The organism is Streptomyces sp. NPDC007025 (genome assembly GCF_042869455.1).
In the GTDB taxonomy this organism is placed as follows: domain Bacteria; phylum Actinomycetota; class Actinomycetes; order Streptomycetales; family Streptomycetaceae; genus Streptomyces.
On the sequence record NZ_JBIAFT010000002.1, the window covers coordinates 414661 to 429681 of the forward strand.

Annotated in this window: 12 protein-coding genes; 5 read left to right on the plus strand and 7 right to left on the minus strand. The window is 73.2% G+C overall.

The genetic code is table 11. From position 1 onward, the window contains the following. Positions 1-93: 93 nt before the first annotated feature. The 3 genes from ACFYMO_RS05495 to ACFYMO_RS05505 are packed head-to-tail and all read left to right on the plus strand — an operon-like array spanning position 94 to position 2869. On the plus strand, positions 94-894 hold the full coding sequence (locus ACFYMO_RS05495) for an SDR family NAD(P)-dependent oxidoreductase (RefSeq protein ID WP_366769959.1): 801 nt from the start codon (positions 94-96) through the stop codon (positions 892-894). 35 nt (positions 895-929) lie between these two features. Beyond that, positions 930-1673, plus strand: a complete 744-nt coding sequence (locus tag ACFYMO_RS05500) for a class I SAM-dependent methyltransferase (RefSeq protein ID WP_388544381.1) — start codon at positions 930-932, stop codon at positions 1671-1673. Then, positions 1670-2869: a thiolase family protein gene (locus ACFYMO_RS05505; protein WP_366769957.1), complete on the plus strand. Its 1200-nt coding sequence runs from the start codon at positions 1670-1672 to the stop codon at positions 2867-2869. Before ACFYMO_RS05500 ends, ACFYMO_RS05505 begins: the two co-directional genes overlap by 4 nt. Before the next feature lie 152 nt (positions 2870-3021). On the opposite strand, the gene ACFYMO_RS05510 is transcribed toward ACFYMO_RS05505, so the two are convergent. Together ACFYMO_RS05510 and ACFYMO_RS05515 are read right to left on the minus strand one after the other, a co-directional pair. Beyond that, a complete protein-coding gene (locus tag ACFYMO_RS05510) occupies positions 3022-3798 on the minus strand; it encodes an enoyl-CoA hydratase/isomerase family protein (RefSeq protein ID WP_366769956.1) in 777 nt (258 codons plus the stop codon). After that, positions 3795-5408 carry a class I adenylate-forming enzyme family protein gene (locus ACFYMO_RS05515; RefSeq protein ID WP_388544385.1) on the minus strand — a complete coding sequence of 538 codons (1614 nt, stop codon included), beginning with the start codon at positions 5406-5408 and terminating at the stop codon, positions 3795-3797. Before ACFYMO_RS05515 ends, ACFYMO_RS05510 begins: the two co-directional genes overlap by 4 nt. A 213-nt stretch (positions 5409-5621) precedes the next feature. Here ACFYMO_RS05515 and ACFYMO_RS05520 point away from each other — a divergent pair, with 213 nt between their 5' ends. Further along, entirely contained in the window at positions 5622-6080 is a 459-nt protein-coding gene (locus ACFYMO_RS05520) for a nuclear transport factor 2 family protein (RefSeq protein ID WP_366769954.1), read from the plus strand. 81 nt (positions 6081-6161) lie between these two features. Here ACFYMO_RS05520 and ACFYMO_RS05525 read toward each other — a convergent pair whose 3' ends face one another. Next, on the minus strand, positions 6162-7013 hold the full coding sequence (locus tag ACFYMO_RS05525; protein WP_366769953.1) for an AfsR/SARP family transcriptional regulator: 852 nt from the start codon (positions 7011-7013) through the stop codon (positions 6162-6164). A gap of 901 nt (positions 7014-7914) precedes the next feature. Here ACFYMO_RS05525 and ACFYMO_RS05530 point away from each other — a divergent pair. Next, positions 7915-8964: a LacI family DNA-binding transcriptional regulator gene (locus ACFYMO_RS05530; protein WP_366769952.1), complete on the plus strand. Its 1050-nt coding sequence runs from the start codon at positions 7915-7917 to the stop codon at positions 8962-8964. A 7-nt stretch (positions 8965-8971) separates the two neighbouring features. Here ACFYMO_RS05530 and ACFYMO_RS05535 read toward each other — a convergent pair whose 3' ends face one another. From ACFYMO_RS05535 to ACFYMO_RS05550, 4 genes are all read right to left on the minus strand, one after another. Beyond that, the gene (locus ACFYMO_RS05535) at positions 8972-9682 is read right to left on the minus strand and encodes a sulfite exporter TauE/SafE family protein (protein ID WP_366769951.1); all 711 of its coding nucleotides are present in this window, start codon (positions 9680-9682) and stop codon (positions 8972-8974) included. Between the two features lie 130 nt (positions 9683-9812). Beyond that, positions 9813-11252 carry an amidohydrolase family protein gene (locus tag ACFYMO_RS05540; RefSeq protein ID WP_366769950.1) on the minus strand — a complete coding sequence of 480 codons (1440 nt, stop codon included), beginning with the start codon at positions 11250-11252 and terminating at the stop codon, positions 9813-9815. Between the two features lie 94 nt (positions 11253-11346). Continuing rightward, entirely contained in the window at positions 11347-12726 is a 1380-nt protein-coding gene (locus ACFYMO_RS05545) for a uracil-xanthine permease family protein (protein ID WP_388544647.1), read from the minus strand. Positions 12727-13734: 1008 nt separating this feature from the next. Continuing rightward, on the minus strand, positions 13735-14607 hold the full coding sequence (locus ACFYMO_RS05550; RefSeq protein WP_366769948.1) for a glycoside hydrolase family 16 protein: 873 nt from the start codon (positions 14605-14607) through the stop codon (positions 13735-13737). Positions 14608-15021: the final 414 nt, after the last annotated feature.

Sequence of the window (15021 nt, forward strand, 5' to 3'; positions counted from 1 at the left end):
CCCGGGCCTGGACCGGCGCTGCATCGGGTGCCTGGAGTCTCGCTGTCGGGTCGGCACACTCCGGCCGCCCCGACGAAGGGAGAAGGCTTCGCCATGCCCGCACACACCGAGTCCCCGAGCGTCGCCCTGGTCACGGGGGGCACCAGCGGCATAGGTCTGGCCATCGCGCAGGCTCTGCTGCAGGACGGGCTCAAGGTCGTCATCACCGGCCGCGACACCGGCAAGCTGGACACGGCCGTCAGGTCGCTGAAGATGGAGGACGACTGGTTCGACGTGGCCGGCTACGCCTGCGACGTGCGGGACCGCGGCGCGGTCCACGACATGGTGGAGCAGTGCGCCAAGGAGCACGGCGAGCCGCGGATCCTGGTCAACAACGCCGGTCGCAGCGGCGGCGGTGCGACGGCCGCGATTCCCGACGAGCTGTGGCTGGATGTCATGGACACCAATCTCAACAGCGTGTTCTGGGTGACGCGCGAGGTCGTCCGGGCCAGCGAGGCCATCAAGCAGCCGACCGGGCGGATCATCAACATCGCCTCCACGGGCGGCAAGCAGGGGGTGCCCTACGGAGCCCCGTACTCGGCCGCCAAGGCCGGTGTCATCGGCTTCACCAAGGCGCTGGCCAAGGAACTGGCCCTGGCCGGCGGCCCGACCGTGAACGCGGTGTGCCCCGGCTATGTGGAGACGCCGATGGCTCAGGACGTACGCGCCAGCTACGCCGAACTCAACCAGATCAGCGAGGAGCAGGTGCTCACCGAGTTCCAGTCCAAGATCCCCATCGGCCGCTACTGCACGCCCGAGGAGGTGGCCGGCATGGTGCGCTACCTGGCCGGTCCGGCCGCCGCCTCGGTGACCGCGCAGGCGCTCAACGTCTGCGGCGGACTGGGAAGCTACTGACGCCTCGATCCGCCGTCCGGAGAGGGAACCCCCGTATGACCATCGATGTATCCGCCGAGTCCTCCGCGTTCGGGTTCGAGGGCCAGCCCTACTACGAGCACCGGCGGCTGCGGCTGTACGACGCCGTCGTGGTGCACGCCTCGAACCGGGTGCTCTGGCGCTGCCCCAAGGACCGGCTGCTCGACCACTACAACGAGTGGATCACCTCCCGCCACCTGGAGGTCGGCCCGGGCTCGGGTTACTACCTGGACCACTGCCGCTTCCCCCCGGGCGGCGACCCCGAGCTGACCCTGCTCGACCTCAACCCCGACCCGCTGCGGTTCGCCGCCCACCGCCTGCGCCGCTACACCCCGCGGTGCGTGCAGGCCGACCTGCTGGAGCCGCTGTCCGGACTCGGTGCCGGCGGATTCACCTCCATCGCCTGCAACTACGTGCTGCACTGCCTGCCCCAGCCGCCCGGTGGCAAGCAACTCGTCCTCAAGCATCTCAGCCGGGAACTCGCGCCCGGCGGTGTGCTGTTCGGCAGCACCGTGCTGTCCGGGGGTGTCAAGCACACCGCCCTCTCCCGCCGCTTCAACCTCCTCTACCAGCGCCAGGGCTCCTTCCACAACCAGCAGGACAGCGTGCGCTGGCTGCACCGGGCGCTGGAGGAGAACTTCACCAGCCACTGGATCGAAGTGCGCGGCAGCGTGGCGCTGTTCGCGGCCCGGGCGGCGGACAGCGCACGGACCGGTGCGCAAGCGCCGGGCGACCTTCCGCGCGAGAGGCCGGACGCGTGACCTCGGCAGCCGTCTACCGGGATGCGGCCGTCCCGCTGCGGGCGCTGTGGTCCTCTCCCTTCGCCCGCTGGGGCGGCGCGCTGTCCCGGATCTCCAGCCTGGACGCGGCGGTGGCCGTCACCGACCGGGCGCTGTCGGAACGCGGTGTGGACCGCGCCGCCGTCGAGGGCCTGGTGCTCGGCTGGACGGTTCCGCAGCCCGCGATCTTCTACGGGGCCACGACGCTGGCGGCCCGGCTGGACATGCCGGGTGTCTTCGGCCCGATGCTCAGCCAGGCGTGTGCCACCTCCGTCGCGGCACTGCACCAGGCCGCCGCCTCGGTGTCGGCCGGGGCCGGTCCGCAACTGGTGGTCACCGCGGACCGGACGAGCAACGGCCCGGAGCTGGCCTGGCCCGCGGCCGGGTCCGAGCGCGGCCCGGTGCGGGAGAACTGGGTGCGGGACAGCTTCTCCCGCGATCCGGTCACCGGCCGCAGCATGCTGGCCACCGCCGAGGCCGTCGCGGCCGAATGCGGCTTCACCCGCGGGGAGCTGGACGCCCTCGCCGTGCTGCGCTCGGAGCAGTACACCGCCGCGCTCGCCGACGACCGTGCCTTCCAGCGTGCCTGGATGGTCGCCGTCGAGGCCGAGGACGCCGAGCACGGGCCGGTACGGCTGTGGGCCGACGAGGGGATACGGACCGTCTCCTGCGAGGCCGCCGGCGAACTGCCGCCCGTCCGCACGGGCGGCATCCACACCGCCGCCGCGCAGACCCACCCCGCGGACGGCACCGCGGGCGCGCTGGTGACCACGGTGCCAGGCGCCCGCGAACTCGCCGGTGGGGGCCCGGTCGTGCGGCTGGTGGCGTCCGGCCACGCCCGGGTGGAACCGGCCCGGATGCCCAAGGCGCTCGTACCGGCCGCCCGCGCGGCGCTGGACGCCGCCGGGCTGAAGAGCGAGTCGATGGACGCCGTCCACACGCACAACCCCTTCGCGGTGAACGACCTCTACTTCGCCCGGGAGACCGGGATGCCGCCGGAGGCCATGAACACGACCGGCAGCAGCCTCGTCTTCGGACACCCGCAGGGCCCGACCGGCCTGCGGACGATCACGGAGCTCGCGCACGTCCTGCGGGCGCGCGGAGGCGGCCTGGGGCTGTTCACCGGCTGCGCGGCGGGCGACACCGCGGCGGCGCTCGTCGTCGAAGTGTCCGACTGACGCGTCCGTGCGCACCGGAGGGGCCGCGGGCACCGCCCGCGGCCCCTCGCCGTGCCCGGGCTCCGCCGCGGCCGCTGGGTCACCCCGGGGCCCGGCCTCCTCGCACCTCCCCGTGCGCCGGGGCCGGGCGGCGAAGGAGACCGAGCCGCCGGTCATCCCGCGGGGCCCGCCAGCGCCCTGGCCAGTCCCGCACGGGCGATCCCGCTCGCCTGCACCTGCCGGACCGCTGCGCTCTCGCGCGCCATCGCCTCCTCCACCTGCTGCGGAGAGGGCCGCAGCAGCCGCAGATGAGCGGCGGTGGACGAGCCCGGCGAGGTCCACCGGTGGATCAGCCCGACAGCGGCGGAAACCAGCGCGTCCGGCTCCACGACATCGTCGAAGAGACCCAGGTCGCGTCCCTGCCGGGCATCGACGCGGGCACCGCTCAGCAGCAGATCCAGAGCGCGGGAGGGGCCCGCGAGCCGAGGCAGGAAGAGGCTGGCGGCGTTGGAGACGGTGAGTCCGACGCCGTTCTCCGGCCACGCGAAGCCCGCCGAGGGCGCGGCGATCCGGGCGTCGAAGCTGAGCGCCAGCTCGCCCGCGCCGCCCACGGCCAGACCGTTGACGGCGGCCACCACCGGGACCTCGGCGCCGAGCGCGGCCCGCGAGACGTCGTTGAACAGATCCATCTCGGCCGGCAGGTCGAGCTGTCCGGCAGTCGCCTCGCGCAGGTCCATCCCGGCCGAGAAGGCCCGCCCCCGGCCGGTGACCACCACTCCGCGCACCAGACGGCCGTCGCCGTAGTGCCGCAGCAGCCCGGCCAGATCGCGGCGCATGTCCCGGGAGAGGGCGTTGAGCTTCTCCGGACGGCTCAGGGTGAGCACGGCGACATCGTCCCGGACGGCGACCGCCAGCTCCTCCGGGCTGCGCAGCCGCACCGCGCCGCTCATACCCAGGAGTCCTTCGCCGCGTCGAACGCACCGCTGCGCTGGTCCGTGCCGGGGCGCAGCAGCCGGGTCTTGCTGACCCGCGCCGAGGGCGTCATCGGGAAGCTCCCGACGCACTCCAGATAGGCGGGCACCTTGAACTTCGCGAGCTGGCGCCGGGTGTGCGCCAGGACGCTGCGGACCGTGGCGCCGGTGGGGCGGTAGCCGTCGCGCAGCAGCAGGAACGCTTTGGGCAGTTCGCCGAACAGCTCGTCGGGGATGCCGACGACGGCGGCTCCCAGGACGGCCGGATGCGCTTCGAGGACGCTCTCCACCTCCGCCGCCGCGATGTTCTCACCCCCGCGCCGGATCACGTCCTTCAGCCGTCCGGCATGGCGGATGCCCCCGTCCGGGCCGATGCAGCCCAGGTCTCCGGTGCGGTACCAATCGCCGCGGAACGCGCGCCCGGTGCTCTGCGGGCTGTTCCAGTACTCGCGCATCAGGGGCCGACCGCGGACCAGGATCTCGCCGGCCCGGCCCGGCCGCACCGGGTTGCCCTGCTCGTCGGCGACCACGACCTCCTTGCCGGGCGGCGGACCGCCCAGCCTGCCGGTGCCTGTACAGGCCGCGTCGTGCGGCGGCACGATCAGGTCCAGTCCGCTCTCCGTGGACCCGTACACCTCGCGCCAGGCCGCGCCCCAGCGCTCCTCGAAGGGGCGGTGCAGCTCGCGCGGGATGCCGGAGCACAGCACCAGGCGCATGGCGTGGTCCCGGTCGCCGGAGCTGGGCGGCTGCTTGTGCAGCAGCATCGGCATGCTGCCCAGCACATAGGTGACGGTGGCCCGGTGTTTCCGGACCGCCGGCCAGAAGCCCGACGCGGAGAACCGTTCCAGCACCACCAGCGGGATGCCCTGCATCAGGCACATCACGGCCTTCCACTGGGGATCCACGTAGGAGAACGCCTGCGCGGTGAGGACCACGTCGTCCGCGCCGAGGCCGGACGCGGCGACGATCCCCCAGGCCGTGCGCAGCCAGTAGTCGTGGCTGAGCACGCACGCCTTGGGAAAGCCGGTGGTGCCTGAGGTGTACTGGAAGTTGACCGTGTCGTCGGGATGCCACCGCTCCGCGCCCGGCGCCCGGCCGCCGGGGCCGCCCACCGCCGCGACGGCCAGCTCCCGCACCGTACGGACCGCGCAGCGCTGCCGGAGGGTGCCGCCGACCCGGCGGGCCAGGTCGGCGCAGCCCTCCGAGGACAGCAGCAGCGCGGCCCCGGAGTCGGTGAGCAGATGGGCCAGATCGGACGCGCCGCAGCTGCTGTTCACCGGCACCGTGACGGCGCCGGCCTTGACGGCGGCGAGCCAGCACAGCGGCCAGTCGGCGGAGTTCTCCATCAGGAGCGCGATCCGGTCCCCGGGCACCACCCCGTGGGCGAGCAGCGCCCCGGCCAACCGGTCGGTGCGCTCGTCGGCCTCGCGAAAGGTGAGCGTGTCGCCGCCGCAGCGCAGGAACTCCCTGTCCCCGTACAGCCGGGCCGCGTCCCGGACGAGTTCGGCGAGGTTCTGCCACCGCGGCCCCGCCCGGGAACCCCAAGCGGCGGGAATCGGTGCGGTCTGGGCCTGAGGGGCCGGTTCCATGCTGCTGGGCCTCCGTCGCGTCAGGTGGTGGCCTGCGCCACCGTTCGTCCTGGGACAGGGCACCAGCGGCGACTCGTGCGCGGAGCAACGCGGCGTCACCGCGCGGTCTCGGCCGTTGCCCGGGGCGAGCCCCGGGCTTTACCGGGCGTGGAGAGCGGCCTGGAACCGTCGCTGCGAGCAGGAGCAGTGCGAGCCGAGGCGGAGGAGGAAGCGTTGACGACCCAGGTCCCGCACGAAGTGGAGGAGAGCCCGGTGGCCGGTGCGCTGTTCGTCCAGGTGCAGCAGTTCTACGGCCGGCACATGCGCGCCATGGACGAGGGCCGGGTGGCGGACTGGACGGGCGACTTCACCCCGGACGCGCTGTTCGCCACCAACGCGCGGGCCGAACCGCAGCGCGGCCGGGAGGAGATCGCCCGGAACGCGGCGGCGGCCGCGCGGCAACTGGAGGAGAAGGGCGTCCTGCGCCGCCACTGCGTCACCACGCTGGAGGTCGAGGAGGACTCCTCGGGGGTGCTCGTCGCCCGGATGTACGCCCTGATCAGCAAGACCGTCGTCGGTAGCGCCCCGGAGCTGGAGTTCGTCTGCACCTGCCAGGACGAGCTGGTGCGGCAGTCCGGGCGGCTGTTCATCAGGCACCGGCAGGTCTACCGGGACGACCTGCCCCGGACCTGATCCTCCGGCCGGAGTCCGCGAGCCGGGAGAGGTGCCCGGCCCGCGGGCGGCGGCAGCGCGAGTGCCGGCCGCCGCGGCCGGTCACGCCTTCCAGGGGCTGGCGGCCGGCCACTTCAGCCGCAGCGGCGGAGGATCGGTGGTCCGTCCCGGGAACGGAGTCGAGCGTGCGCTGTCCAGCCGCGGGTCCGCGGAGAGGATCGCCTGCTGCAGCGTCTGCAGTTCCCGGGACGGTTCCAGGCCCAGTTCGGTCACCAGGGACTGCCGGAGCTGGTTGAAGATCTTGAGTGCCTGGGGGCGCCGGCCGCAGCGGTAGAGCGCCAGCATCAGTTGGCGGTGGAATCCCTCGTGCTGCGGGTACTGGGATGCGAGACCGCTCAATTCACTGAGCACCTCGTGATGCCGGCCGAGTTCGAGTTCCGCCTCGATCCGGGTTTGCTGGACGCCGCTGCGGCTCTCCTCCAGCCGCACGATCTCCGCCTCCAGATGCAATCCCCGCCGTACGTTCGCCAGTGGCGGCGCGGCAAAGATATGCAGCGCCGCGCGGAACTGTTCCACTGCCGCCGGGTGATTGCCCGACTGAAACGCGTGCTGCCCGGCCAGGCGATGCTTTTCGTAGCGCTGGAGGTCTACTTTCTCCGGTGCGATACGAAATTCGTAGCCATTTGGCGTGGTGACCAGTACATCCTTCGGAGATGCATTCTTGAGGAGGTCTCCCAGCATTTGGCGAAGTTGAAATATGTACGTCTGCAGTGCGCTCAGTGCGCTCCGGGGAGGCCGCTCGGCCCACAGCTCCTCGATCAGTGCATCGGTGCTGACCAGCCGGTTCGCGTTGACCAGTAAGAGGGCGAGCACCTGCCTGGCTTTGGGTGCGCTCGGCGTCCTGGTGCTGCCCCAGGTCCTCAGCGCAACATGCCCGAGAACTTCAACGTCCACAGTTCCATCACCCCGTTCGCGGTTTGAAAAACGACACAGTGGGCACCGAAGCGTTTTCGGGTGCGATTCCTGGGGCGCTCGCCCCGCGTGAGCGGCCCTGCCGGGCGCTTTTCTACGCGCGGAATGACACCGGTATTCCCCGCCGCTGTGGCGCCGTTGCCGCAGCAGGGGTCGTATGGATTCTATGCAGGTGACGGAAACGTATCCGGGGGACAATTTCATGGTCAAGGACTCGGGAGGCGAATCCGGCCATATTCGGGTTTCCTATTTGGCTGTCACATGCACGGTCATCAGGAAGCCGCCTCCCGCATCCGGGCGGGGCGGGTCGGATCTGAGCCGTCCGGGCCGTTCTTCCCTTCTCGTAAGGGTAGGGTCCGGTTCCATTCCTGCCCCGCTGCGGCGACGGCCGCGCTCCGGGCCGCGGCCGCGGGCGGCGGTATCGGGTGCGCGGGATTGGCCGGGTTCCTGCGCTCCGCCGCCTCGGGAGTGACCCGCGGGATCCGGCGGCCGGCCGGGCCCACCCGCTCCCGGGGCGCGGCGTCGCCGGAGGTCAGGGCCCGTGTGCCGAGAGGTGGCCGGACCGTGTCGGTGCGCTGCCCGACGGGGTCCGTGGGCGGGGCCGCGACCGTCGGAAGAAACAGGCAGCTTGTCTGATTACTGACGTCGCGGCCTGTGTGTTTCGTTACATCTGGAATGAGACCCTGTCAGGGTGGCTCGCCCATCCCTCCTTGCACGCTGCACCCCGGAGCCCCTGACGCCCCGTCGCCCCCAACGCCTGCCGGGCGCGCACCGTCCGCCGCCGACGGCACACCGTGCGGTTCCGGCCGGGGAGGGCGTACCACCGCGGCAGCCGATCAGGGAGACTGAGACCCTGCACAGACCGTGAGGAGTTCTCGCACCGATGGCCAGCCCCCGCCCGGGTTCCGCACCGCGTCAGCCGACGATCGCCGATGTCGCGCGGGCCGCCTCCGTCTCCCGCACCACGGTCTCGCACGCGCTCAACGGGCTGGGCAAGGTCGACCCCCGCACCCGCGAGCGGGTCAAACGCGTGGCCGAAGAGCTGGGCTACCGCCCGAATCTGCGGGCCCAGCGGCTGCGCCGCGGAGAGGCCAAGGCCATCGCGCTGCTGTCCTCGATGCCGCTGGCGGTGGCCGGGGGGCCCTCCCGGCTCGGGTTCTACATGGAGGTGGCGGCCGCCGCCGCCGAGCACGCACTCGCGCACGGCTTCGCGCTGGTGCTGCTCCCGCCGGGCGAGTCGGGTGCCGGGCTGGCGACGGTGGACGTGGACGGTGCGATCGTCGTGGAACCCGGGGAGGAGGATCCGGTCGTCGCGGAGCTGGCCCGGCGCGGACTGCCGTGCGTGGCGCTGGGCCGCCCGCCCGGCGCCGACGGCGAATCCTACGTCGACCTCAACGCCGAGGCGGTCGCCGCGCTGCTGCTGGATCACCTCTCCCGGCAAGGAGCCCGGCACCCGGCCCTGGTCACGGCTGCCGGAGCCCGGTCCTCCGCGGTGGACGCGCGGGCGGCCTACGCGCGGGCCGCCGAGCGGTACGGATGGCGGCCGGTGACGGCCGTCGCCGAAGAGTCCGGGGGTGAACAGGCGGGCCACGAGGCGGTCGGCGCACTGCTGCGCGACCATCCGCGTACCGACGCGCTGTGCGTACTGGTCGACGCCTTCGCGGTGGGCGCGGTACGGGCGGTGCGGGAGAGCGGGCGCACCGTCCCGGACGACGTCATGGTCGTCACCCGCTACGACGGCCTGCGGGCCAGGACCTGCGCACCCGCGCTGACGGCTGTCGACCTCCACCTCGAACAGGCCGCTGCGGCAGCGGTCGAACTGCTGCTGCGGCGGCTGCGCGACGAAGCGCCGTACGCTCCCGTCCGGGCGCCGGACCCGACGCTGGTGGCACGTGCCTCCTCCAGCCGCGGGCCCGGCGCCGCCGGCGAGTAGGGCCCGCTCAGATCCCCAGCATCAGCACCAGCCCGGACACCAGCGCGAAGGCCAGCACGGCCAGCCGCAGCCGGCGCGCGTCGAGCCGGTGGTGCACGAACCGGCTCAGGGCGGCGCCGGCCGCCAGCGCGGGCAGCACCCAGAGCACGGTGCCGAGATGGTCGGCCCGGCCGCGCCCGGTCGCGAACAGCAGCGCCAGGGAGGCGATCTCGCCGACCAGGAAACAGACGGCGACCGTGGAGCGCAGTTCGGCGGGCGGCCGATGCTGGTACACCAGCGCGAGCGGCGGGCCGCCCACTCCCGTGGCCGTCTCGGTGATGCCGGTGACCAGCCCGGCGCCCAGATAGGCGCCGCGGCCGGGAGCGAACTCCGGTGCCGCCAGGCTGACCAGGGCGGCGAGCACGGTCGCGGCTCCGACGAACAGGCCGAGGTCGCGTTCCGGGATCGCCGTGAGCAGCAGCAGCCCCGCCGGGGTTGCCGCCAACCGGGCACCGGTGATCCAGCCGGCCCCGCGCAGATCCAGGCTGGACCGCTCCCGCCAGGCCACGTACAGGTTGAGCGGGATCATCGACGCCAGCAGGAAGACCGGCAGCAGCCCCGGGTCCACCAGACCGGCCACCGGGGCCACGATGAGCGCGAAGCCGAGGCCGCTGGCTCCCTGCACGAAGGCCGCGGCGGCCACCGTCGCCGCCAGCAGCGCGAGGAGATCGCCGCTCATCGGCCCGCCTCCGCGAGCCGGTGGCCGCGGGCCGCGCCGTCCAGGCCGGTGTGTCGTCGGCCGCTGCCGCCGGCCGCGGTGCGTCGTCGCCTGTCGTATCGTCGGCTGTTGCCGAGCGCGGCGCCCGGGGTCATCGCGCGGCCTGCGTCGAGGGCCGGTGTACCCGGACCACCGGTGCCCGGTCCACCACCGCGCGGGCCGACTCCCGGGCCCGTGCCACCAGTTCCGGACCGTCCCAGTCCACGGGACGGCCGTACCACAGACGCAGCCGCCCCGCGGTGAAGACCGCGGTGATCTGGTCGCGGTTGCCGCGCCGCACAAGTTCCCAGGGCAGGTCGTGCGAGGGGCACATCTCCGGCCCGGTGAGGTCGACGAGCAGGAAGTCGGCGGCGGCACCCGCGGCCACCAGCCCCGTCCGCACGCCCCCGGCCCCCGGCCCCCGCCCGCCGCCCAGCCCGACGGCGTCGGCCCCCAGCCGGGTACCGTGCTCGAGCCAGGTCCGGCCCCCGCCGCAGGAGGAGTCCCCGGCGGCCAGACCGTGGGTGAGGCGCTGGGCGGTCTCGGCGGCGTCGAGCAGCCGGAAGGCGTCCCCGCGGGTGCCGTCGGTCCCCAGCCCGAACCGGATCCCCTCCTCGGCCATGGTGAGTGCCGGTGCCACGGCGTTGCCCTTCCAGGCGCTGGCCACCGGGTTGTAGCTGACGGCGGTTCCGGTGTCGCGCAGGAGGGCGAGTTCGTGCGGGGTGAGCAGGGTGGCGTGCCCGGCGAGCAGGTGGGGGCCGAGCACGCCCAGTTCGTGCAGATGCTCCAGCGGCCGCGAACCGTGCCGCAGCAGCGAGCGTTCGACTGCGGCGAGATGCTCGTTGACGTGGATTTGCAGGACCGCGCCGGCTTCGGCGGCCAGGTGCGCCATGGCGCGCAGGGTCGGCTCGCTCGCCGCTTCCGGTATGGAGACGGCGAGCGAGGGATGCACCAGCGGGTCGCCCGCGTAGCGCGCGAGGTGCTGCTCCGCCCGCGCCCGCACCTCCCGGGCCGCGCCGGTGCCCCCGCTGTCCGCGCTCTGGTCGGCGTCGTTGCAGATCTGCCCGAGCACACAGCGCAGTCCCGCGTCGCGGGCGGCGTTCGCCACGACGTCCACGTCCACCGGGGCGCGGGTCCCGGCTTCGGCGACGGTGGTGAACCCGCCGCGCAGCGCCTCCAGGGCGGCGAGTTTCGCGGCCACGTACGCCGACTCCTCGTCCAGTGCGCCCTCCAGCGGTACCCACACCCGGCGGAATATCTCCGAGGGTTCGCCGAACGCCAAGGCGGCGCCGAAGCTCTGGGTGAGGTGGTGGTGGGCGTCGACGAAGCCGGGCAGCAGGGCGGTGCCGGGCAGCCGGACCGGCGTCAGGTGCGGGAATTCCCGGGTCAGCCGGGCGGCCGGGCCCACGGCGGTGAACTCGCCGCCGTGCACGACGACCGCGTGCTCGGCGGCGGGACCGCCGGGCAGCAGCACGGTTTCGGGGGCCAGCAGCAGGGGCTCGCCGTCGCGCCGTGCGAGGGAGCCGGGCGCGGGAAGGTGCAGGGGGTGCATGGTGTCCTTGCTGTAGAGGTGTCCGTGTGCGAGGTGTCCGAGGTGTTCGAGACGCCGGGGACCGGAGACGTCTGGGGCACAGAGGATCGCGAGGTCAACGGGCGGGGGATCCGTCCCCGGCGGTGGCGGTCGCGCCGGTGCCCGCCGGCTTCGCGGCCTCCGCCGTGTCCGTCCCCGCCGTGTCCGCCGTCTCCGGGGCTTCCGTCGTCTCCGCGCGGGGACGGGTGCGCCAGGGCACGCGGTGGAAGAGCGCGTGCAGCAGGGCCGCGCTGAAGGCGCCGACCGCGACCCCGCTCTCCAGCAGGATCCGCAGATTCGGGGGCAGGTGGTCGTACACACCGGGCACCAGGATGGGCAGCAGTCCGAGCGCCAGGGCGACGGCGACGATGAACGTGTTGGTGTGGTCGTCCAGGCCGCTGCGGCCGAGCATGTGCACCCCCAGCACGGTGATCACCCCGAAGACGACCAGAGCGGTGCCGCCCACGACCGGCGCGGGGATGGCGTTGACGATCCAGGCCACGGGTGCGAGGAAGCCGATGGTGATCAGGACGAGGCCCGCGGCGACGGTGACGAAGCGGCTGCGGACCCCGGTGATCCGCACGATGCCGATGTTCTCTCCGCTGGTGACCATCAGCGGCAGCCCGAAGAAGCCGCCGGCCAGCGAGATGACGGCGTCCCCGCGGATGGTGCGCGGCGCGTCGCGGCGGGCGTCCGGTTCCTTGCCCACGGCCTCGCTGTTGATCACGGTCTGGCCGGTGGCCTCGGCCATCGAGGCGAGGCTGTAGACCAGCAGCGGCACGGAGGCGAGCAGGTTGAACTGCGGTGTGCCGAACGGCATCAGTTCGGGTGCGTGCAGCAGCGCCCCGCCGTCGGCCGCGGTCGGATGCACCCGGCCCAGCAGTGCCGCCAGCCCGGTACCGGCCAGCAGCCCGAGCAGCACGGAGAGCTGACGCAGCGTGCCGCGCAGCAGCCCGTAGGCCCCCGCGGTGCAGCCGACCGTGGCCAGGCCGAGCAGCAGGGCGCCCGGTTCGCCGAAGCCACTGCTTCCGGGGCGCCCGGTGACCAGCAGCGCGCCGACCTTCACCAGATTCACGCCGACGATGACGATCATCGTCCCGATGACCAGCGTGGGGAAGAACCGCAGCAGCCGGGAGAAGACCGGCAGTACCACGAAGTAGAAGACGGCGGTGATGATGACCGCGCCGCAGGCCGTGCGCAGGCCGTGCTGGTCGGCGATGGAGAGGAAGAGGATCAGCGGGGCGCCGCCGGGCAGCATCACGAACGGCAGCCGTGCCCCGAAGCCCCAGGGGCCCAGCGACTGGAGCAGTGAGCCGAGTCCGGAGAGCACGAAGGCTGCGGACAGCAGGTTGGCCGTGAGCGCCGGGGTCAGGTGGAGGGTCGAGCTGACCAGGAAGACGCTGGAGATGGGCGTGGCGGCCATGACCAGCACGTGCTGGATGCCGAACAGCAGCATCCGGTGCACCGGGCGGGGGTCGTCGACGGGGTGTTTCGGTGGGCCTGCGGCGCCTGCCGCGGCGGGGTCCGGGCCAGGGCGAAGAGCGTTGCGTAGCGACACGGTTGGGCTCCGTTCCGGATTCGGCTCGCTCGGTTCCGCCTGCGTATCCGGGCCCGGACGGTGGCCGGATCACAGGGGCCAAATCGATTTGGCCGCCAGTATGGGCGGCGCGTCACGGCGCGTCAACACATTGCCCCGGACCCCGGTGCGGCCCTGTGTCCCGCCTCCGGTGACATGACGCCGGCCGGCGGGAGATGACGGCCCTGCGTGAGCTCACGGTCGCCGGGAGGGCTCTCGGTGCCGGCCGGAGACCGCGAGGAGGCTGGCAGGGCGTGGACGCGACGCCGTCCAGGTGCTGTTCGCGCGGAAGGTGCACGCACGGCGTCGGCGGGCGACGCGGTCCAGGTGTTTCCGCTCAGGGCCTCGGCCGGACGCCGGGCGCTTACGTGACGCGGTGGCGTATCGCCCCGGCGTCCGTCCGGCTCCGCGACACCGGCGAAGCCGGGTCGCTTCGCTCTCCGGCGCGGTCGGATACGGCCCTCCGTGCGCTTTCGGCCGCGCCTTCAGGCGTGCCCGGGGCGCGGACCCGGACGCATGCCGTGCCCGGTGTCGCAAGTGATCCCGCCTGGGGGCCGACGCGTCGGCTCCGGCGGCCGGGCGGGTCGCTGTCCGGTCGTGGTGGCCGAGGGGGCCAGGGGCCTTCGCGGTGCGGTGCCGGGTTGCGCGCGCAGGAGGATGCGTGCGGCTGCGGCCCGGGCTCGCAGGTCACCGGCCCGGGCCGTGGCGACATCGTCCGCGCGGCCGCCTGACCGCGACGGTCCCCGCTCCGCGACGGTCCCCGCTCCGCGGCGGACGCCGCGACGGCGCGAACAGCCGCTCCGGTCGACCGCCGTCCTTCCCGGGCCCCGCCCGCCCGAAGTGCCCGCGCCTGTGAGCGGACGCGGGCACCGGGTGGGGGCGTGCGGGTTAGTCGCCCGTGGTGACCCGCACGTAGTCGACGGTCATCTGCTGCGGGAAGTGCGTGGAGCCGTCCGGGTCGCCCGGCCAGTAGCCGCCCACGGCGAGGTTGAGGATCAGGAAGAACGGCTTGTCGAACACCCAGGGGTTGCCGCCCACGTCGGCGGGCGTGCGGGTCTGGTAGACGTTCCCGTCCACCGACCAGCTCACCGAGCCGGGTGACCAGTCGATGGCGAAGGTGTGGAAGCCGTCGGCGAACGCCTCGCCACCGGGCAGAGTGTATCCGGCGCCGATGCCGCCCGATCCGGAGTAGCCGGGGCCGTGCAGGGTGCCGTGCACGGTGCCCGGCTCGAAGCCCACGTTCTCCATCACGTCGATCTCGCCGCAGGCGGGCCAGCCGACACTGCCGATGTCGTCCCCGAGCATCCAGAAGGCAGGCCACATGCCCTGGCCGCGCGGCACCTTGACGCGGGCTTCGACGTGGCCGTGGGTCTGGGTGAACCGGCCCGCGGTGTTCAGCCGTGCCGAGGTGTACTCGCACCTGCCGTACCAGCACTGGTAGTTGCCGGGGTTCTCCTTGCGGGCGGTGATGACCAGATGGCCGTTGCCGTCGAGCGCGGCGTTGTCGGTGCCCGCCGTGTAGTACTGCCGCTCGTGGTTGTCGACGTTGTCGCCGGTCTCGGTCTGCCACTTCCCGCTGTCGACCGGAGCGCCCGCGGGGCCGTCGAACTCGTCGGAGAAGGCGACCGCGCGGGTGCCGCCGGAGGGGTGCTGGGCGTCCACGGCGTCGGCGGACGCCGTGCCGGGCAGCAGTGCGGCGGTGAGGCAGCACAGCAGGGAGGCGCCGCACGTGGCGATGCGGCTTCGGCGGGAGAGTCTCATGTCAGCCCGTCCTTTCGTGGGGGGAAGTGGACGTTGGGCCTGCGCATGACAAACAACCTCGCGGAGCGCGTCCGCGAATCGTCCGCGTGCGGCAGGCCACGGGCCTTCTTGATGACTTGTTGTAAGTGCGTCGGATCTGCCCGTCAAGGCTTTGGTCCAGACCGGGTTGTGTTCAAGGAATGACGCCGAGCGCTTCCCGTGCCCCGGCGGACGCCCTGCTCGGCAGTCCCTCCCGGTGAACCCCGCGGCACCTGCTGACCTGTCGAGCACCCCTCGCGAACTGCGGATTCCGCGCCGGGAGCCCGAGCACCGCACGTGCCGCACCAGCCGGGCACGGCACGGTGCGCAGGTGACACCTGTTCGACATGTGTCCGCCGCACCGGGCGGACGCCGAACCGCGGTCGCGCACCCGTG